The sequence below is a fragment of the Massilia paldalensis genome (assembly GCF_044901715.1).
Classification (GTDB): domain Bacteria; phylum Pseudomonadota; class Gammaproteobacteria; order Burkholderiales; family Burkholderiaceae_D; genus Telluria; species Telluria paldalensis.
In genome coordinates this window covers 1386280-1406064 of sequence record NZ_JBJCIU010000001.1, presented here as the reverse complement: position 1 = coordinate 1406064, position 19785 = coordinate 1386280, and the positions used below count along the sequence as shown (strand labels likewise).

The window sequence follows — 19785 nt, the reverse complement described above, 5'->3', positions numbered from 1 at the left end:
ATAACAAATTGAACAGAACGGCTACGCACGGCTGAGTACGCTCATCGGCGATGGTGGCTCGCCTTTCGACGTTCACGTCGACGGCGTGTCGGTTAGTTGCAATCAGGAGACGACAGGCGCGCGACGCCCGGATGCGGTATCGTTTCCGCCTCAACCACAGGAGCACCAATGCCGGAAGCCATCCATTTCTACGAACCGCGCCTGGGCCATGGCCTGCCGCACGACCCGTTCAACGCCATCGTCGGTCCCCGCCCCATCGGCTGGATCGGCTCGCAGTCCGCCGACGGCGTGCCGAACCTCGCCCCGTACAGCTTCTTCAACGCCTTCAACTACACGCCGCCCATCGTCGGCTTCTCCAGCACGAGCCTGAAGGACAGCGTCAGGAACATCGAAGCCACGCGCGAATTCACCTGGAACCTCGTCACCCGTCCGCTCGCCGAACGCATGAACGCCACCTCCGCCGCCGTCGGTCCCGACGTGGACGAGTTCGCGCTGGCCGGCCTCGCCCCTGCCCCCTCGCGCATCGTCGCGGCGCCGCGCGTGGCCGAGAGTCCCGTGTCGTTCGAATGCCGCTGCACCCAGCTGATCCAGCTGCAGGGCCAGGATGGGCAGGCGGTGCAGGCATGGCTGGTGCTGGGCGAAGTGGTCGGCGTACACATCGACCGCAGCCTGCTCAAGGACGGCATCTACGACACGGCCAACGCCGGCCACGTGCTGCGCGGCGGCGGGCCCTCCGACTACTTCGCCATCGGTCCGGAGCAACTTTTTCACATGTTCCGCCCCGGCGCGAAATCCTGAGCCCGCGAACGCGCTATTTAATAGCACGATCGTTCAGTCACCAAAAACGCCGCGATCACGTATGATGGCTGCCCCGCGCCGGCAATCGGCCGGCGGCAAGCCGCGCGCACGAACAACAAGACCTGCGCCGCGCCGCCCGTCGACCCGGCATCGAAGCATCAGATCAACCATCGGCCGGACCATCGGCATAGGAGCAACAATGAGTATCGAAAGCAGTCAGGACGAATCCAGGGACACCCAGTTGCGCGCGGACGCGCTCGAGTATCACCGCAGCCCCGTGCGCGGCAAGATCGAAGTCGTCGCGACGAAGCCGCTGTCCAACCAGCGCGACCTGTCGCTGGCCTATTCGCCTGGCGTGGCCTATGCCTGCGAAGAGATCGCCGCCGACCCGGCCATGGCCGCCGAATACACGTCGCGCGGCAACCTGGTCGCCGTGATCTCGAACGGTACCGCCGTCCTGGGCCTGGGCAATATCGGCCCGCTGGCGTCCAAGCCCGTCATGGAAGGCAAAGGCTGCCTGTTCAAGAAATTCGCCGGCGTCGACGTGTTCGACCTGGAACTGGCCGAGAACGATCCGGACAAGCTGGTGGAGGCCATCGCGATGCTCGAGCCCACGGTGGGCGGCATCAACCTCGAGGACATCAAGGCGCCCGAGTGCTTCTACATCGAGAAGAAGCTGCGCGAGCGCATGAACATCCCCGTCTTCCACGACGACCAGCACGGCACCGCCATCATCTCCAGCGCCGCCCTGCTCAACGCGCTGAAGGTCGTGGGCAAGGACATCGGCAGCGTCAAGCTGGTGTGCTCCGGCGCGGGCGCCGCGGCCATCGCCTGCCTGGACATGATGGTCAGCCTGGGCGTGCAGCAGCAGAACATCTACGTCACCGATTCCAAGGGCGTCATCTGGCAGGGCCGCGAAGCGAACATGGAAGCCAACAAGGCGCGCTATGCGCAGGCGACCGACGCGCGTACACTGGCTGACATCGTCGCCGGCGCCGACGTCTTCCTGGGCTGCTCCACCGCCGGCGTGCTGACCGCGCCGATGGTCAAGACCATGGCCGACAGCCCCATCATCCTGGCGCTGGCCAACCCGGAACCGGAAATCCGCCCGGAAGTGGCGAAGGCCGCGCGTCCGGACTGCATCGTGGCGACCGGCCGTTCGGACTATCCGAACCAGGTCAACAACGTGCTGTGCTTCCCCTACATCTTCCGCGGCGCGCTGGATTGCGGCGCGACCCGCATCACGGACGAGATGAAGCTCGCCTGCGTGACCGCGATCGCGGCGCTGGCCGAAGCGGAAGCCAACGACGCCGTCGCCGCCGCCTACGCGGGCCAGGACCTGACGTTCGGTCCCGACTACATCATCCCGAAACCGTTCGACCCGCGCCTGATGGCGGCGATCGCCCCGGCCGTGGCCGCCGCCGCCGCCGCGTCGGGCGTCGCGACCCGCCCGATCGAGGACATGGACGCCTACCGCGACAAGCTGGGCGAGATGATCTACCACACCGGCTTCTTCATGAAGCCCGTGTTCTCCAAGGCCAAGGCCCTGCCGCGCCGCGTCGCCTACGCCGAAGCGACCGACCAGCGCGTGCTGCGCGCCGTGCAGACGGTGGTCGACCAGGGCCTGGCGCGCCCGGTGCTGATCGGCGCCGCCGCCGAGATCGAGGCCGCCGTCAAGGCGTCGGGCCTGCGCCTGCGCCGCGAAGTCGATTACGCGCTGGTCGAGCCGGAAGCGGGCATCGACGCCACCCTGCAGGCCGCGCGCCTCGTCAACGCCGGCCAGGCCGATGCGCTGATCTGCGGCATGAAGGGCAGCTACGACAGCCACCTGACGCACGTGAAGAGCGAGATCGGCCTGGCGCCGGGCGCCGAGACGCTGGCCGCGATGAACGCGCTGGTGCTGGACAAGATGACGCTGTTCATCACCGACACCTACGTCAACGACAACCCCAACGCGCAGGAGCTCGCGGCGATCACCCGCCTGGCCGCCGACGCGATGGTGCACTTCGGCGTGGAGCCGAAGGCCGCCCTGCTGTCGCACTCGATCTTCGGCTCGTCCGAGCGTCCGTCGGCCGTCAAGATGCGCGAGGCGCGCGCCCTGCTGGCCGCGAGCAGCCCCGAGCTGCAGGTGATCGGCGAAGTGCACGGCGACGCCGCGCTGTCGGAAGACATCCGTCGCCTGTACCAGCCGCAGGAAGCCGAAGGCGGCTTCGCCGGCGCGGCCAACCTGCTGGTGATGCCGTCGCTGGACGCCGCCAACATCCTGTTCAACGTGCTCAAGGTCACGTCGGGCAAGGGCGTGACCGTCGGCCCGATCCTGCTGGGCGCCGCCAAGCCCGTGCACATCCTGAGCCCGAGTGCGACCGTGCGCCGCATCGTCAACATGACGGCGCTGGCGGGTGCAGGAGTGCGATAGGCACTCCTGCACGGGGTGCGATAGGCACTCCTGCACGGGGTGCGATAGGCACTCCTGCACGGGGTGCGTCAAGCCTCCATCCGCAGCAATAGCACGTCGCCCCCGCGAAGGCGGGGGCCCAATTCCTCAGCGCTGCCTCGGCACGAAAATTGGGCCCCTGCCTGCGCAGGGGCGACGGTGTCTTATCATACGTGGCGGCTTCGGCACTCCCCCGCTCAATGCACCCGTCGCCGCCGCGCCGACGAGCTCCAGTTTTCCAGGTCCACCTCCTCCCGCATGTCCGCGCAAGCGTCCACCAGCTTGTCGATCTCCCCGGCCCCCAGGCCGCAATTGAGCGTCAGGCGCACCAGCGAGCGGTTCTTGGCCGTGGCCGGCGCGCAGAACACGGCGCCCTGGATGCCGCGCTCCTCCAGCGCCTTGCGCAGGACGAGCGTCTTCGGTTCCGGCCCCGCTTCGAGCGCCACGATCTGCTCCGTCCCGTCGTCGATGCAATAGCCCAGGCGCGCCAGCCGTTCGCGTACTTCCACCGTGATGCGGCGCAGCGCCTCGCGCCGCCCGTCGGCGCCGCGCACCAGGTCGATGGCCGCGTCGAAGAAGGCCAGCTCGTGGTTCAACAGGCAGGAACTGAAGATGGCGGGACGCGACGCCGACAGGAAGTAGCCCTTGAAGCGGCTCGAACAAGTGATCAGGCCCGCGCGTCCGGCGAAGGCCTTGGCCAGCGAGGCGGTACGGAAGTGCACGCGGTCCTCGAGCCCCATGGCGATGACGATGCCTGCGCCTTCCGGCCCGTGCGTGCCGAGCGAATGGGATTCGTCCACCACCAGGATGCTGCCGCTCCTTTCCGCGATCTCGACCACGTCGCGCAGCGGCGCGACGCTGCCGTTGGTGCTGTACAGCGCGTCGATCACGACCACGCCGCGCCCGTGCTTGGCGACCTGGCGTGCCAGGTGGCCGGCGTCGTTGTGCAGGAAAGGCACGCCCAGCGCCTGCGCCGACTGCACGCCCTCCCACAGGGAGGCATGGGCCATCATGTCCAGGTAGACCGGCACGCCCGGTTCCGCCAGGCTTTGCAGCAGGCCGACGTTGGCGGCCCAGCCGGATTGGGCCAGCACCGTGTCCTCGGCGCCCAGGTACTCCGCGAATTTCGCTTCCAGCCGGTGCTGGGCGCTGCCCGCCTGCAGGAACACCGACGACATCAGCGCCTGGCCCGCATTGTTCTCCAGGCAGGCCACCTGCGCCCGCACCAGCGCCGGGTCGCTGGCGATGCACAGGTAGTCGTTCCCGGCCAGCATGACGGCGCCGGGGCCGGGACGCTTCCAGACATGCATGTGCTCGCCGCCGAGCAATTGCTCGACGCGGGTCACGTAGTGCTCGTCCATGCGCCGCGTGACGAAGGACGGCAGTTCGTGGCTGGCCGGGCGGGCCGGACGCGCAGTGAACGGGGTACCCGCTTGGGATGCGAAATCGATCATCGTTTTTTCCTCCAAAAAAGTAGTCATTTTGCAATTCCCATTGACGGGTGGATAAGTCATGCGCGCACTATTGATCGAGATCAACGTCGCGTATGCCATTTACGTCACCATCGGCTCAGGTTGCGTCAGATCAATTTTGTGGATGCAAAGTCACAATGAACTCCCTCGCGAGCGGTATCGCCGGCGCCGTGCGCTCCGGCCAGTTCAAGCACCTGCTGCTCAAATGGCTGCTGGTACAGGAGCAGCAGCACGCCATGGTCGCCACCCGCCTGCGCCTGCTGGCCTGGATCGGCTTCCTCGGGATGCCGGCCTACTACCTGGTGTGGACGACGTGGTTCCCCCAGCCCTACGAAAGCCCGCTGCTGCGCGCCCTTGGCATGGCCCTGTGCGTGCCGGCCCTGTTCGCCCACCACGTCAAGGACAACACGCTGCTGCGCGCCTATGAATTCGTCGGCGTCACGTATGTCCTGCCCTTCTTTTTCACCTATATGTTCCTGATGAACGGCGGATCGGCCGTGTGGGCCCAGTCGCTGCTGGCCGCGCTGATCGTGCTGTTCCACTTCGACTGGTGGTGGGCGCTGGCCTCGTTCGCCGCCGGGACGCTGGCCGCCGCCGCCCTGTTCGTGGCAAACGGCGACGGCACGCCGCTGGCGCAGACCCACATGGTCGAGCAGGCGCCGATCTACCTGTTCACGATCGCGGTGGTGTCGGTGACCAAGCTGGGACGGCGCGTGCTGGCGCGCGAAAAGCTGGCCGGGATGGCGCAGGCGCTGGCGCTGGTGTCGCATGAACTGCGCACGCCGCTGATGGGCGTGGCCGCGAACGTGCGCGGCATCGAGCGGGTGGCCCGGCGCCCCGGTACGCAGGGTCTGGCGCCCGGCGTCGACGCGGCCCTGGAAAGGATCCGCTACGACGTGCGCCACATGAACCGCCTGATCGACCTGTTCCTCGCATCGGCGACGGCGCTGGAGCGCGAGCTGGCGCCCACCGAGGCGCTGTCGATGGCGCGCGTGGTGGAGGCCGCCATCGACCGCTACCCGTTCGCCAGCGGCGCCCAGCGCGGCATGGTCGAAGTCGTGGTGCGGCGCGACTTCTGCTTCGCCGGCCGCGACGACCTGTGCGCGGTACTGCTGCTGAACCTCCTTCGCAACGCCCTCAAGGCGCTGCAGCGGGCCGAACGCACGGGAGGCCGCGGCGGCAGCGCGGGCCGGGTCAGGATCGTCATCGACGGCGCCCGCGCCCATCCGCGCCTGCTCGTCATGGACAGCGGCTGCGGCATCCCGGCGCGCCAGCTGCCCCTGATCTTCGAGCGCTTCCATTCGAACCCGCCCGGCTCCGGCGCCGGCATCGGCCTGGCGCTGTGCCGCGACATCGTGCGCGCCTGGCATGGCACCATCCGCTGCCGCTCGCGCGAGCGCACCTATACCGTCTTCGCCGTCGCGTTCCCGCGCGCGGCCGCCCCCTGAACGATCGCCATGGCACTTCCCCTCTACCAGCATCCGAGCACCGTCGTCCTCGTCGACGACAACACCAGCTTCCTCGACAGCGTGCGCTTCCAGCTGGGCGAGCACCTGCCGGCCCGCACCTTCGGCGATGCGCTCGCGGCCATCGCCTGGCTGCGCGAACGCAGCCGCGCCAGCGCCCCCGCGCACTTCTTCTCGCCCGGCATCGACACCTTCGCGGCCCAGCCGCTCAACGTGGCGCTGCACGTCGAGCGGATCTGCCGCATCGTCGGCGACGCCCGGCGCTTCGCCACGCCGTCCGTGCTCGTCGTCGACTACTCGATGCCGGGCCTGAACGGCATCCAGGTCTGCGAGGCGGTGCGCGGCCTGCCGTGCCGCCGCATCCTCCTCACCGGAGCCGCCGACGAGCGTATCGCCATCGACGCCTTCAACCGCGGCCTGATCGACCGCTACATCCGCAAGAGCGACCACGATGCGCTCGACCGCCTGGACGCCGAGCTCGACACGCTGCAGCAGGCCTACTTCCTGGAACAGGCGGACGCCCTGCGCGCGCTGCTGCCGCTGCACGGGTGGGGCTTCATCGACGATCCCGCCATCGCCACGCTGGTCGAGCAGACCGTCGCCTGCTGCGGCATCGTCGAGCATTACCTCGTCCACGACCCGGCCGGCTTCCTGATGCTGGACCGCGAAGGCAAATGCTGGACGCTGGTCGTGGAGACCGACCAGACCATGGCCGCCCACCTGGAAATGGCGCGCGACAGCGGCGCGCCGCCCTCGCTGCTGGAAGCACTCGAGCGGCGCGTCGTGATCCCGAATTTCAGCGAGGGCGACGGCATGTATTCGCCCGCCTTCAGCAAGGACTGGTACCGCCGGACGGCCCCGGCGCGCGTCTGCGAGGGCCGGCAGCGCTATTACTGGGCACTGTTCGAGGGCCGGCCCGGCTTCCTGGCACCGCCGGCATCGTTCGCGGACTACCGGCGCCTGGACAGCTGAGGTTTGCGCTATGCTGTGGTCCCCTTGCCACCGTTCGCGTCCATCATGACCCGTGTCCGCACTGCCAGCCTGCTCGCCGCCCTGCTTCCCCTGCTCGCACCGTCCCATGCCGCCGAATCCGCAGCCGTGTCGACGGCGGAACCCGTCGCGGCCTTGCGCGTCCATACGCTGGCCAACGGCACCGTGCAGGCCACGGTCGCCGAGCGGATCGGCGGACGCCTGCTGGCTTTCGGCCTGGCCGGCCGTCCCAGCTTCCTGCGCTTCGATGCCGGCGCGGGGCCGGCGGAACCGCGGGTCGACGCGTCCGGCGACAATATCGGCTACCTCGGCCACGAAGTCTGGGTCGGACCGCAGAAGCAATGGTGGGTGGACCAGCGCCTGAACCCGCAACGGGCGGCGGACGGGGCGGTCTGGCCGCCCGATCCCTGGCTGGGGCTGTCGAACACGACCGTCGTCGAGGATGCGCCGGGCGTCCTGGCCCTGCGCGGGCCGGCCAGCCCCGTGAGCGGGGTGTCGCTCGACAAGCGCTATTCCCTCGTCCCCGGCCGGCCGAACAGCCTGCGCCTGGACGTGCGCGCCACCAACGCGCGCGACACCGAGGTCGCCTGGGACATCTGGTTCAATACCCGCGCCCATGCCGACACGGCCGTCTACGTGCCGGTGGCCGCGCGAGCCGACGTGCGCGTGGAGGCGGCGGAGAAGGACCGGCCCGCGCCCCGCTTCGCCCTGGAGGGAGGACTGTTCGCGCTCGACCTGCCGGCCGCGGACGCGCCGGACGCCGCGCGCAAGGGCAAGATCTTCCTGCAGCCGGCGGCCGGCTGGATGGCGGGCTTTCGCGCCGGCCAGGTACTGGTGATCCAGTTCCCGCACCAGCCGCGCAGCGCCATCCACCCGGACCAGGGCCAGGTCGAGCTGTACCACGACGTCGTCCCCGGCCGGCCGGACGAGGGCATCCTGGAGATGGAAGTGCATGCGCCCTACCGTCGGCTCGCGCCAAGGGCGGCGATGCAGGCGCACGAACTGTGGACGATCCTGCCCTACGACGGTCCCGCCACGCGCGCCGGCCACCTCGCGTTCCTGCGCACGCACGCCCGCGCGCTGGGCCTGGACGGGCTCTAGGCGCGCGATGACCGGCCGCTGCCGGGCACGGCGCGGCAAGCTGTGGCATGATTACATGTTCATCATCATGCTATTGAAAGCCACACGGAATGACACCTTCGATTCATCCTGCGCACGACGTCGACGCCATCGTGGTCGGCGGCGGCCTGGCGGGCCTCGCCATGAGCCGCACCCTGCACCGCCAGGGCGTGCACCACGTCGTCCTCGAACGGCGCGATACCGTCTCCAACGAGGGCTTCGGGATCAACCTGCCCGGCAACGCGATCGCGGCCCTGCACGCGCTGGGCGTCGGCGACGCGCTGTCGACGCTCGGCACGCCCACCCGGCGCCGCGAATACCGCGACCACCGCGACCGCCTGCTGTTCGAGGTCGACGAGGACGCGTTCTGGGGACCATCCTGCCGTCCCCGTTGCGTCAAGCGCAGCGAGCTGATGGCGCTGCTGCGCGACGGCCTGCCGGAAGACACGCTGCACCTGTCCAGCCCCGTGGAATCGATCGTCGCCGGCGGCGGCGCGGCGACAGTCGCCACCCCTGACGGCCGCGTCTTCAACGGGCGCCTCGTCGTCGGCGCGGACGGCGTGCATTCGCGCACCCGCGCCTGCACCTTCCCCGACACGGCCGTGCGCTCCGCCGTGCTGTCGACGTCGAGCTGGCGCTTCATCGCCCCCGATCCCGGCGTCGACTGCTGGAAGGTGTGGGCTGGCCCGCAGGCCCTGTTCCTGCTGATCCCGCTCGGCAATGGTGAAGTGTACGGCTGGGCCAGCGACACCTCGGCCGACACGACCCGCGACCTGGCCGACGTCTTCGCCGGCTTCCCCGCCGCCGTGACGACCACGGTGGACTTCCTGATGGCCCACCCGGACCACATCCACCATTCGCCGCTGGCGGAAGTGCGCATGCCGGCCTGGAGCCGCGAGCGCGTCGTGCTGATCGGCGACGCGGCGCATGCCACGGCCCCCGTCTGGGCCCAGGGCGGCGCGCTGGCGTTCGAGGACGCGCAGGCGCTGGGCGCCATCCTGGCGGGCGGCGGCGACTGGTCCGACGCGGGCGCCCGCTTCGAGGCGGCCCGCCGCGCGCGCGTCGATCACGTGCAGGCGATGACGGACAAGATGTCGAAGGCGGCGCGCCTGCCCGCGTTCCTGCGCAATCTGCTGCTGCCGTTCGTGGGGCCGAAGAACTACGCGGCCACCTACGGGCCGCTGCGCACGGCCGGCTGACCGGCCCGGCAGTTTTTTTCGGGCCGGTTGACCCCGGGATGCCGATCCGGCCGTTTCATGGCCATCGACACTACCGGGAGTCTCCCATGCAGTACCGTTTCGCCGCCTGCGCCCCCGCCTTCGCACTCGCCTGCCTGCTGGCCCTGCCGGCCGTCGCCCCCGTCCTCGCCCAGGACGGGGCGCGCCCGCTGCCGCGCGCCGCGCCCGCGCCGCTGCTCGTCGTCCACGGCGCCGAGACGCCGGTGCGCCTGCAGGCGGCCAGCGTCGCCGTCGACATCGGCGCCGGCGTGGCCGACACCACCATCGAGCTCACTTTCCGCAACCCGAATGCGCGCGTGCTCGAGGGTGAGCTGCAGTTTCCGCTCGCGCCGGGGCAGAAGATCGTCGGCTTCGCGCTCGACGTCGGCGGCGAGATGCGCGCCGCCGTCCCCGTCGACAAGGCCAGGGGCCGCCAGGTGTTCGAGGAAATCGTGCGGCGCGGCGCCGATCCGGGCTTGCTGGAAGCCACGCAAGGAGACAACTTCAAGCTGCGCATCTACCCGATCCCGGCGGGCGGCGAGCGCCGCGTGCGCCTGCGCATCGCCCAGGCGCTGGCGCGCAGCGGCGGCCAATGGCACTACCTGCTGCCCCTGCCGCCTTCCCTGGTCGATGCCGCCGGCGCGGACGGGGCCCCTGCGTGGCGCGCCAGCGTGCGCGTGCACGGCACGGGCAGCGCGCCCCGCGTGATCAGCGCCATGGAGGCGGTGACCTGGGACCGCGACGGCGACGGCCTTGCCGCCGATGTGCCCCGCAGCGCGCTCGCGCACGGCCAGCTGACCGTCGCAGGCCAGGCCGACGCCACGCCCCGCGCTTTCACGGGCATGCACGACGATACGGGCTATTTCGTCGCCGAGATCCCCGTCGAGACGGCGCCGCGCCCGCAGCCGCTGCCACGCCATCTCGTGCTGCTGTGGGACAGCTCCGGCTCCGGCGCGGCGCGCCGCCACGACCTCGAATTCGCCTTGCTGGAGCGCTACCTGCGGGCAGCCGGCGACATCGCCGTGCGCCTGGTGCGCCTGCGCGACCGCGCCGAGGCGCCGCGCGACTTCCGGGTGCGCGGCGGCGACTGGTCGGCGCTGCGGCGCGAACTGGCGTCGACCGTGTACGACGGCGCCAGCGCGCTGGGCGCCTGGCGGCCGGACGGGCAGGCCGGCGACTACCTGCTGTTCTCGGACGGCATTGACAACTACGGCACCCATGCCTTCCCCGCGCTGGGGCCGCACCAGCGCCTGTATGCCGTGAACGCCGCCCCGGGCGCCGACACGGCACGCCTGGACGCCCTGGCCCGGCAGGCGCGCGGCCGCCTGGTCGACCTCGGGCCGGGCGACGTCGATGCCGCCGCCGCCGGCCTGCTGCAGGATGCCGTGCGCATCGCCGCGCTGGAAGGCGACGGCCTGGACGCGCTGCAGCCCGAGACGCAGGATGTGCGCGGCGGCGTGCTGCGCGTGGCCGGGCGCCGCGTACGGCCGGACGGAATGCTGCGGGTGACGCTGGACGACGGCCGCACGCTGGCCGTGCCCGTGACACCGTCCAGTCCCGCCCAGCCGCTGGCGCCGCTGCTGTGGGCCGGCTGGCGCATCGATGCGCTGCAGGACCGGCGCGAGGAAAAGCGCGCCGAGATCGCCCGCCTGGGACGCCGCTTCGGCATCCCCACCGGGGACACCTCGCTCATCGTGCTGGAGCTGGCGAGCGATTATGCCCGCTACGACATCGCGCCGCCTTCCGCGCTGCGCGCCGAAGTGGAAAGGATGAAGGCCGACGGCACGGCCCGCGTGGCACGGCGCCGGGCGCAGCAGCTGGAGCGCGTCGTGCGCGACTTCGAGGCCAAGCAGGCCTGGTGGGCCTACCGCTTCCCGAAGGAGCCTCCGCCGCCCGACGCGGCGCTGCCTTCGGAGAAGTCCATGTTCGTGACGGTGCGGGGCAGCGCGGTGGGCGCGCCGGAGGGAGTCATGCCGCCGCCGCCACCGGCACCGTCGCTCCTGTCCTCGTTCCTCCCCGCGCCCGCGCCGGAGACCGTCCAGCGCCGCGCGGGCAATGTTCCGCCGCCGTCCGCACCGATATCCGCACCGATATCCACGCCGGTAGCCGCGCCGGATAGCGCTTCGACGAGCGCCGCGACCGCCGCCGCCATCGCGCTGCGCCCGTGGACGCCCGATGCACGCTACCTCGACCGCATGGCCCGGGCCGACGCACGCGAGGCATATGCCATCTACCTCGACGAGAAGCCCGACCACGCCGACAGCACCGCGTTCTACCTGGACGTGGCCGACACGCTGCTGGGCAAGGGCGACCGCATGCTGGCCCTGCGCGTGCTGTCGAACCTGGCCGAGATGGACCTGGAAAACCGCCACGTGCTGCGCGTGCTCGGCTACCGCCTGCTACAGGCCGGCGCCCCCGAGCTGGCCGTGCCCGTGTTCGAGGAGGTGCTGCGCCTCGCCGAGGAAGAGCCGCAGTCGTGGCGCGACCTGGGCCTGGCATACGCCGCCGCCGGACGGCCGCAGCAGGCCGTCGACACGCTGTACCAGGTCGCCGTGCGCGACTGGGACGCACGCTTCGCCGAGGTCGAGCTGATCGCGCTGGCCGACATGAACGCGATCGTCGCGGCCAACCGGGGCAAGGTCGATACGGGCCGCATCGATCCGCGCCTGCTGCGCAACCTGCCGCTCGACCTGCGCGTGGTGCTGTCGTGGGACGCCGACAACAGCGACATGGACTTGTGGGTGACGGACCCGAACGGCGAGCGCTGCATGTATGCGCATCCGCGCACCTGGCAGGGCGGGCGCCTGTCGCGGGACGCCACCGGCGGCTACGGCCCCGAGGAATTCTCGCTGCGCGAGGCCAGGCCGGGCAAGTACAAGGTCGAAGCCAACTTCTTCGGCAGCCGCCGCCAGGTGGTGGCGGGCGTGACGACGCTGCAGGCCAGGCTGACGACGGGCTTCGGCACGCCGCACGCCCGGGAGCAACTGGTCACGCTGCGGCTGCGCGGGCGCGGCGACACCGTGTTCGTGGGCGAGTTCGAGGTGCCCGCGCGGCGCTGATCAGGGCGCCGCCGCCGGACCGTCCAGGCGCCGGCGCAGTGCGTCCGGCACCGGGTAGTCCGGGTATTCGCGCCGGAAGCTGGCCCAGGACGTCCTTGCGTCGTCGTCGAGCTTGTGGTCGAGCAGCTGGCCGATCACGGCAAGCCATTCGCGCGGACGGCGCTCGTCGGCCGCCGTCACGCGGCTGCCCGTCACCTCGACGTGGGTCGTGGCCGGCGCGCTGCGGCGCTGCACGGCCAGGCCATCGGCGTCGCCCTCGGCGGATTGCGGGGCGGCGAAGTGCTGCAGGTGGAAGGATGGGGCGGATGCGGATGCGGGTGCAGGCGCAGCCGCGGGCGCCGCGGGCGCCGGGCTTGCCGCGGGCGCGGGCGGAGGTGGCGGCGGAGGCCGCACCGCTTGGGTGGGCGCCGCATGCGTTGCGCCCCCTTGCCGCGTGCCTGGGGCCGGGCCAGGCATCGCCTTCTCGACAGGCGCGGGTTCCTGCTGCCATGTCGCCTCGGGAAGCGCGTCAGGAAGCACCTCAGGCGCCGCGACGGGCGCGGGAACGGATGCCGGCTCGCGCGCCTGCGGTGCCGATGCGGCCGGCTCGGAGTCCGCCAGCGCCGCGGGCGCCGTATCCTGGCGCCCGCCATCCCACTGCAGCGCCAGCGACACGCCGATCACGACGGTCGCCGCCACCGCCAGCGGCGCGCGCCAGCGTCCCAGCGGCGAGGCCACCAGGGCGCGCTCTTCCTCATCGCTGGCCGCGTTGGCGTCGTTGGCATCATTGGCCGCGCCCACCGGTTCGGCCAGCGCTTCCTGCGCCTGCGCGCGGATGCGCCCGTCGAGCGCCGGCGGCGGCGCCGGCTGTTCGAGGCCGCGCAAGGCCGCCGCCAGATCGTCCTCGCCGCGCAGGAAGGCGTCGAGTTCGCGGTCGTCGTCGTGGCTGTCGCGGTCCTGGTCCCGGCTGCTCATATTCCTGCCTCCCTGGAAGTCTCGGTGGCGAGTTGCTCGCGCAGCTTGCGCATCGCGTAGCGCAGCCGGCTCTTGATCGTTTCGGCGGACGTGCCGCACAACACGGCGATCTCCTCCAGCGCTAGGCCGCTGAACTGCTGCAGCACCAGCGCCTCGCGCTGCTCGTCCGGCAGCGTGCGGATGGCGCGGTGCAGGCGCGCCGTCTGCTGGCGCGCGTCGAGCAGGCGCTCCGGCGTGCCCTCGTCGTCGGCGGCGCCGTCGAGCGCCGCACCGGCCGCCGCGCTGTCCCCGGCCAGCACGGTGCGCGGATCGCGCCGGATCAGGTCGACGAGGCGGTTGCGCGCGATCTGGTACAGGTAGGTGCGGAACGAACTGCTCGCCACGTAGCGGCCGCGCGCCTGGTGCAGCGCGGCCCAGCTGTCCTGCACGATCTCGTCGACCCATTCGCGGCGCGGCGAACGCCATGCGATGAACCGGTACAGCCCGCCGCTGTGGCGGCGGTACAGTTCCTCGAAGGCGGCCAGGTCGCCATCGCGGTAGCGCAGGGCCAGGTCTTCGTCGGAGGGGTCGGTCGCCATGCCCGCATCATACCATCGCGCATCGGACGCGAGGCCTGGTCCGCTCACTGTGTGTCAATGGGCATGGTGGGCGCGGCGCTGCATCCGGTGGTGCATGCGGCGCAGGCCCAGCCAGACGGTGCCGCACACGACGGGCACCAGCACGCCCGTCGTCACCTCCGGGTTGATGGGCACGCCGATGCCGTGCAGCGCCTTGCCCGCATAGCCCAGCAGGCCGATCACGTAGTAGGAGATCGCGGCCACCGACAGGCCCTCGACGGCTTGCTGCAGGCGCAGTTGCTGGGCCGCGCGCCGGTCCATCGACTGCAGGATCTGGCGGTTCTGGTTCTCGTGGACGATCGACACGCGCGTGCGCAGCAGGTCGTTGACGTTGCCGATGCGGCGCGCCAGCGCGTCCAGGCGCACGGCCGTCGATTCGCAGGTGCTCATCGCCGGCGACAGGCGCCGGTCCATGAACTCGCCCACCGTCGGCACGCCCTCGATGCGGGCCTCGCGCAATTCCTCGATGCGCGCCTTCACCAGGCGGTGGTAGGCCTTCGAGGCCGAGAACCGGTAGCCGTGGTCGAGCGACAGCTTTTCCTGGCGCGCGGCCAGCCGCGTGATCTGGTCCAGCAGCTCCTGGTCCGCGCCCTCCGGATGGTCGCCGTCGACCATGCGGGCGGCCAGCAGCGCCAGCTCGGCCTCGATGTCGTCCAGGGCGGCGCCGACCTCGCGCGCCGTCGGCAGGCCGAGCAGCGCCATCATGCGGTAGGTCTCGATCTCCAGCACGCGCTGCACCAGGCGCGGCGCCTGCTGGGCGCGCATGTCCACGTCGCGCAGCACGAAGCGCGAGAAGCCGTCGGCCTGGATCGCGAAATCGGTCCACACCTCCCCGCCCTGCATCACGCGCGAGCCGACCAGCGTCGTCGCGCTGAAGGCGTCCTGCAGCACCATCTGGTCGGCCGGACCACGGTCGAGCACCACGTGCACGGCGGCCATCAGCCGGCCGCGCAGCGCGCCGATCCAGGCCTGCGGCAGGTGGGCCAGCGGCACCTTGTCGAACGCTTCCTCCAAGGGCAGCTTCGACGCGATCTTTTCCGTGAACGTGTAGCTGGCGAACTCCGTATGGCACTCCCACTTCAGGCGGAAGCGGCCGAAGTCGTGGTAGAAGTGGTTGGCGGCGGCGTTCGGCGCGGCCACGCCGAAATGGGCGCACAGCTGCACCAGCAGCGCGTGCTGGTCCGGGCCGTTGCTGCTGCGCGAGCCGCACTCGCTGGCGCGGTAGACGGCCAGGTGGGTGATCGCTTCCGGCGCTTCCACCTGCAGGAAGGGACGCGAATGGATCTCGGCGGCGAGGGGGACGCGCTGGGCGTGACTGAGACTGGTGTAAGCGGTGTTCATGGTCCTGGTGCATCGGTTCGTGGGGCGGCGCCGGGCTCTGCGGCCTGTCTGCGCTGTCAGTCTCCACCGTCATTCTACATGGCAACAGGCCCGCGTCGACGGACCGGAAGACATGGCCATATTTGCTAATCACTGTCCACGGTGTAAGCTATGGGCCCGGCGCAGCGCATCGACAGGTCGCCCGGCGGACGAACTCATCCACTAATTCGAGCCTTCAGACAGAATGAAATCCACGACAGAGCAAGATACCGGCCTTCCCCTCGACATGGTCATCTTCGGCGGCATGGGCGACCTCGCCATGCGCAAGCTGCTTCCCGCGCTGTATTCGGCCTTCCTGCACGGCAATCTGCCGGCCTCGACCCGGATCATCTCGACGGGACGCCAGGAATTCAACCGGGAAGCGTATCTGGCCCACGTCAGCGAGCATTCGCGCACCTTCATCCCGAAGGACAATTTCGACGACAAGACCTGGGACGGCTTCCTGCACCTGCTCGAGTACGTCCGCCTCGACGTCCAGCAGGCGCCCGACTTCGGCGCCCTGGCCGCCGCCTCGCGCCCCGGCGCCCAGCGCGTGTACTACCTGTCGACGGCGCCGTCGCTGTTCACCACCATCTGCGAAAAGCTGGCCGCGGCCGGCCTCGTCGACGAGCACTCGCGCGTGGTGCTGGAAAAACCGCTGGGCCACGACCTGGCCTCGGCCATCGAGATCAATGAGGCCGTCGGCAAGCACTTCGCCGAATCGCAGATCTACCGCATCGACCACTACCTGGGCAAGGAAACGGTGCAGAACCTGATGGTGCTGCGCTTCGGTAACTCGATCCTGGAACCGCTGTGGCGCGCGCCGAACATCTCCAGCGTGCAGATCACGGTGGCCGAGGAAGTGGGCGTGGGCAGCCGCGCCGGCTTCTACGACGGCACCGGCGCCATGCGCGACATGGTCCAGAACCACCTGCTGCAGCTGCTGTGCATCGTCGCCATGGAGCCGCCCACCTCGCTGTCGCCGGACGCCGTGCGCGACGAGAAGCTGAAGGTGCTGCGCTCGCTGCGCCGCCCGACGCTGGCCGACATCGCGCGCGACACCGTGCGCGGCCAGTACGTGCAGGGCGTGTCGGGCAACCAGGAAGTGCCGGGCTACCACGAAGAAAAGAACGTGCCGGAAGACAGCAAGACGGAAACCTTCGTGGCGCTGCGCACCTTCATCGACACCTGGCGCTGGTCCAAGGTGCCGTTCTACCTGCGTACCGGCAAGCGCATGGCGCGCCGCTCGTCCAAGATCGTCATCGAGTTCGCCAATCCGCCGTTCCCGCTGTTCCCGGACATGCCGGGCGGCGTCGCCAACCGCCTCGTGATGGAACTGCAGCCGGAAGAAGCGATCAAGCTGCAGATCATGGCCAAGCAGCCGGGCAGCGGCATGCAGATGCAGCAGGTAGCATTGAACCTCGACCTGCAATCGGCCTTCCAGCAGCGCCGCGCCGAAGCCTATGAACGCCTGCTGGTGGACGTGGTGCGCGGCCGCCTGACCCACTTCATGCGCCGCGACGAGCTGGAAGCGGCCTGGGAATGGGCCGACCCGATCATCGCAGGCTGGCAGACGCTGAACGAGAAGCCCCATCCGTACGCGGCCGGCTCCTGGGGCCCGGCGGAAGCGTTCACACTGCTGGCGCGCGACGGCTTCCACTGGGTCGAGTAAGCCCCGTCCTATCGGGCTTGGCGATCAGCGCTGCACCGTCAGCGCTGATCCTCGCCGCGCCCGCTGATCCACTCCAGCCAATTGCAGTCCGGACAGCGGCTGCACCAGAGTACGCCGAAGAACGTCGCGCAGCCCAGCACGAGCAGCGTCGCCTGCAGGGCAATATCGGATTCGAAGCCTTGGAATAGATTGAGCATGGCATCTCCCCTCCTCTTGCTGTCAATATAGTCCCGTTCGCGGCGCGAATCCAGTGCGCGCGTGCGGGCAGTTTCGCTGCACCGCAGCATGCCGAACCGCTTTGGCGCGCCGCAAACGTGTGCCGCGTTGTATCGGAACACGCTTGGAAGGCGCGGGCCGCTGGCGTAGAGTGCCTTGTCCCGACTCAGACGAAAACGCCATGACGACGAGTAACTGGAATGCCCTCGGGCCGCTGGGGGTGCAGGCATTGAAGAACATGGACCGCAGCCGCCAGGCCCGCGGCACGATGCTGGACCGGGCCGGCTACGGCCCGCAGGAGACGCCGCACACCGTGCTGCACGAGGAGCCCGGCCTGAAGCTGCGCCGCTACGGCGACACCGGCACCCAGGCCGTGCTGATCGTGCCGGCCCCCATCAAGCGTTCCTACATCTGGGACCTGGCGCCCGAAGTCAGCGTCGTGCGGCGCTGGCTGGAACGGGGCTGGCGCGTCTACCTGGCGGAATGGGTGCCCGTGGACGGCAAGGACTGCGACGGCGACGGCTTCGGCTTCGATACCTACGGCGACCGCCTGCTGTCGGCCTGCCGCCGGGCCATGGCGGCGGACGGGGCGGACGAGCCGCCCGTCATCGCCGGCCATTCGCTGGGCGGCATCCTGGCCGCCATCCACAGCGCGCTGTACCCGGAGGCGCTGCGCGCGACCGTGCTGCTGGAAGCGCCGCTGCACTTCGAACCGGCATCCTGCTGCTTCAACCCGCTGGTGCGGGCCGTTTCGGACGCCAAGGCCATCGCCGACGCCTTCGGCCAGGTGCCCGGCGTCTTCCTCAACATGATGAGCGCGATGGCCGAGCCGCAGGCCTTCCAGTGGGAGCGCATGACGGACCGCTGGCTGTCCATGCTCGACCCGGACCGCCAGGCGCTCGCCAACTACATGCGCGTGGAGCGCTGGACCCACGACGAGTTCCCGCTGCCGGGCCGCCTGTTCACGGACATCGTCGAACGCCTGTACCGCAACGACGAGCTCACGCGCGGCCGCCTGCAGGTGAGCGGGCGCACGATCGGCCCGGCCGACCTGCGCGCGCCGCTGGCCAGCGTGGCCGACCCGCGCAGCAAGGTGATCCCGCTGGACGCCGTGCTGCCCTTCCACGAGGCGGCAGGCAGCGCGGACAAGCTGCTGCTGCACTACCGCGGCGACGTCGGCGTCAACCTGCAACACGTGGGCGTGCTGGTGGGGCGCAATGCCCACGCGACGCTGTGGCCGGCCATCTTCGGGTGGCTGGACGGGATCGACGACGGGGCCGGCGACGGACACGGTCCCGCGCAGGGAGCGCTGGCGATCGCCAAGTGAGCGGCGGGGCCGCCGCGCTTGTCATATTGTTGCTCTACAATGCCGCATCTTCATTTGGATGAGGCGGCACATGGCGACAGCGGCGTTCAGCTACGGATCCGACGTATCGGGCCTGGTCTGGGGCTTCCTGATGGGCGAAGGCGTCACGGCACGGCAGGTCGACGCGGCCGAGGCGGCGGCCTGGATGGGGCAGCCGGAGCCAGGACGCTTCACCTGGCTGCACTTCAACCTGTCGAACGCGGCCAGCGAGCGCTGGCTGCGCGCCCATGCCGGCCTGCCCGACGAGTTCTACGAGATCCTGCACCAGGGCTCGCGCTCGACCCGCATCGAGGTGGCGGAAGACGCCCTGATCGCCGTCGTCAACGACGTCCAGCATAATTTTTCCTTCGACAGCGCCGACATCTCGACCCTGTGGGTGCACGTGACGCCGCGCGGCGTGATCAGCGCACGCAGGAAGCCCCTGGAATCGATCGAGCGGCTGCGCCAGGACGTCCTGCAGGGCAATCCGATCCGCTCGCCGGCCGAGCTGCTCGTGCACCTGCTGCGCGACCAGGCCGACATCCTCGTCAACATCGTGCGCGAAGCCGTGGAGCGCGTGGACGCCACCGAGGACCAGCTGCTGGCGGGCCGCCTGACGCGACGGCGCGAGGACCTGGGCGCGCTGCGCCGGGTGCTGGTGCGGTTGCAGCGGCTGCTGGCGCCGGAGCCGGCCGCCCTGTTCCGCCTGCTGCAGCGCCCGCCGGCCTGGGTCGAGCGCGACGACCGCGAGGAGCTGCGCCAGTCGACCGAGGAATTCGCCGTCGTGCTGCGCGACCTGGCCGCGCTGCAGGAACGCATCAAGCTGCTGCAGGAAGAGATCGCGGCCCAGGTCAACGAGGACAACAACCGCAGCCTGTTCCTGCTCACCATCGTCACCGTGATGGCCCTGCCCATCAACCTGATCGCCGGCCTGCTGGGCATGAACGTGGGCGGCGTGCCGCTGTCCCAGCACGCGCACGGGTTCTGGATCGTGCTGGGCTTCACGGCCGCCGTGACGGGGGCGATCGCGTGGATCCTGCTGCGCCTGCAGAGGCCGCGCTGACGGG

General features: G+C 70.3%; 15 protein-coding genes. 10 read left to right on the top strand and 5 right to left on the bottom strand.

Annotated features, from left to right (window positions below; all coding sequences use genetic code 11):
- Positions 1-168 precede the first annotated feature (168 nt).
- Both ACI1V7_RS06190 and ACI1V7_RS06185 read left to right on the top strand, forming a co-directional pair.
- A complete protein-coding gene (locus ACI1V7_RS06190; RefSeq protein ID WP_404530868.1) occupies positions 169-798 on the top strand; it encodes a flavin reductase family protein in 630 nt (209 codons plus the stop codon).
- A 199-nt stretch (positions 799-997) separates the two neighbouring features.
- On the top strand, positions 998-3214 hold the full coding sequence (locus ACI1V7_RS06185) for an NADP-dependent malic enzyme (RefSeq protein ID WP_404530867.1): 2217 nt from the start codon (positions 998-1000) through the stop codon (positions 3212-3214).
- Between the two features lie 215 nt (positions 3215-3429).
- On the opposite strand, the gene cqsA is transcribed toward ACI1V7_RS06185, so the two are convergent.
- The gene (gene cqsA, locus ACI1V7_RS06180; RefSeq protein ID WP_404530866.1) at positions 3430-4686 is read right to left on the bottom strand and encodes an alpha-hydroxyketone-type quorum-sensing autoinducer synthase; all 1257 of its coding nucleotides are present in this window, start codon (positions 4684-4686) and stop codon (positions 3430-3432) included.
- A gap of 155 nt (positions 4687-4841) precedes the next feature.
- Here cqsA and ACI1V7_RS06175 point away from each other — a divergent pair, with 155 nt between their 5' ends.
- The 5 genes from ACI1V7_RS06175 (at position 4842) to ACI1V7_RS06155 (ending at position 12555) form a co-directional block, all read left to right on the top strand.
- Positions 4842-6152, top strand: coding sequence for a sensor histidine kinase (locus ACI1V7_RS06175; RefSeq protein WP_404530865.1), 1311 nt, complete (start codon positions 4842-4844; stop codon positions 6150-6152).
- 9 nt (positions 6153-6161) lie between these two features.
- Entirely contained in the window at positions 6162-7142 is a 981-nt protein-coding gene (locus ACI1V7_RS06170) for a response regulator (RefSeq protein WP_404530864.1), read from the top strand.
- Positions 7143-7187: 45 nt separating this feature from the next.
- Positions 7188-8261 carry a DUF4380 domain-containing protein gene (locus tag ACI1V7_RS06165; protein WP_404530863.1) on the top strand — a complete coding sequence of 358 codons (1074 nt, stop codon included), beginning with the start codon at positions 7188-7190 and terminating at the stop codon, positions 8259-8261.
- A gap of 89 nt (positions 8262-8350) precedes the next feature.
- Positions 8351-9478: an FAD-dependent monooxygenase gene (locus ACI1V7_RS06160; RefSeq protein WP_404530862.1), complete on the top strand. Its 1128-nt coding sequence runs from the start codon at positions 8351-8353 to the stop codon at positions 9476-9478.
- Between the two features lie 86 nt (positions 9479-9564).
- On the top strand, positions 9565-12555 hold the full coding sequence (locus tag ACI1V7_RS06155; RefSeq protein WP_404530861.1) for a DUF2135 domain-containing protein: 2991 nt from the start codon (positions 9565-9567) through the stop codon (positions 12553-12555).
- Here the strand turns inward: ACI1V7_RS06155 and ACI1V7_RS06150 are convergent, their stop codons facing one another.
- From ACI1V7_RS06150 to ACI1V7_RS06140, 3 genes are read right to left on the bottom strand one after another with little or no spacing between them, the layout of a single operon-like run.
- The gene (locus ACI1V7_RS06150; protein WP_404530860.1) at positions 12556-13509 is read right to left on the bottom strand and encodes a hypothetical protein; all 954 of its coding nucleotides are present in this window, start codon (positions 13507-13509) and stop codon (positions 12556-12558) included.
- Positions 13506-14087 carry a sigma-70 family RNA polymerase sigma factor gene (locus tag ACI1V7_RS06145; RefSeq protein WP_404530859.1) on the bottom strand — a complete coding sequence of 194 codons (582 nt, stop codon included), beginning with the start codon at positions 14085-14087 and terminating at the stop codon, positions 13506-13508. Before ACI1V7_RS06145 ends, ACI1V7_RS06150 begins: the two co-directional genes overlap by 4 nt.
- 54 nt (positions 14088-14141) lie before the next feature.
- Entirely contained in the window at positions 14142-15467 is a 1326-nt protein-coding gene (locus ACI1V7_RS06140; RefSeq protein ID WP_404530858.1) for a DUF3422 family protein, read from the bottom strand.
- A 223-nt stretch (positions 15468-15690) separates the two neighbouring features.
- Here ACI1V7_RS06140 and zwf point away from each other — a divergent pair, with 223 nt between their 5' ends.
- Entirely contained in the window at positions 15691-17157 is a 1467-nt protein-coding gene (zwf, locus tag ACI1V7_RS06135) for a glucose-6-phosphate dehydrogenase (RefSeq protein ID WP_404530857.1), read from the top strand.
- 38 nt (positions 17158-17195) lie between these two features.
- Here zwf and ACI1V7_RS06130 read toward each other — a convergent pair whose 3' ends face one another.
- Positions 17196-17354 (bottom strand): hypothetical protein, encoded by a 159-nt coding sequence (locus tag ACI1V7_RS06130; RefSeq protein ID WP_404530856.1) that lies wholly within the window; start codon positions 17352-17354, stop codon positions 17196-17198.
- 200 nt (positions 17355-17554) lie between these two features.
- On the opposite strand from ACI1V7_RS06130, the gene ACI1V7_RS06125 reads away from it, so the two are divergent.
- Together ACI1V7_RS06125 and ACI1V7_RS06120 are read left to right on the top strand one after the other, a co-directional pair.
- Positions 17555-18700: an alpha/beta hydrolase gene (locus ACI1V7_RS06125; RefSeq protein WP_404530855.1), complete on the top strand. Its 1146-nt coding sequence runs from the start codon at positions 17555-17557 to the stop codon at positions 18698-18700.
- Between the two features lie 70 nt (positions 18701-18770).
- A complete protein-coding gene (locus ACI1V7_RS06120; protein WP_404530854.1) occupies positions 18771-19781 on the top strand; it encodes a transporter in 1011 nt (336 codons plus the stop codon).
- Positions 19782-19785 lie beyond the last annotated feature (4 nt).